Source organism: Paenibacillus popilliae ATCC 14706 (genome assembly GCF_000315235.1).
Classification (GTDB): Bacteria; Bacillota; Bacilli; order Paenibacillales; family Paenibacillaceae; genus Paenibacillus_B; species Paenibacillus_B popilliae.
On record NZ_BALG01000426.1, the window covers coordinates 1 to 230 of the forward strand.

Below are 230 nucleotides of genomic sequence, written 5' to 3' on the forward strand. Positions count from 1 at the left end.
ATTTGTCCTACGACGAGAAACCTGGCATTCAGGCGATCGGCAATACCGCCGAGGATTTGCCTCCCGTCGCCGGGAAACATTCCACCATAGAAGCTTGATGCCCACTATAGCCCGGAACTGCGGATTCAAATCATAGTAGACAACCATTCCGCTCATATCTCCAAGGAAACAAATGCTTATCTGGAGAGTCGGCCGAACCGGTTTGAGTTCGTCTTCACCCCCAAACATGG

1 pseudogene is annotated in these 230 nt (G+C 51.3%); it reads left to right on the plus strand.

What is annotated here, in order from left to right:
• Positions 1-93: 93 nt before the first annotated feature.
• Positions 94-230: pseudogene (locus PPOP_RS26185) on the plus strand (IS630-like element ISCARN21 family transposase); the annotation flags it as partial.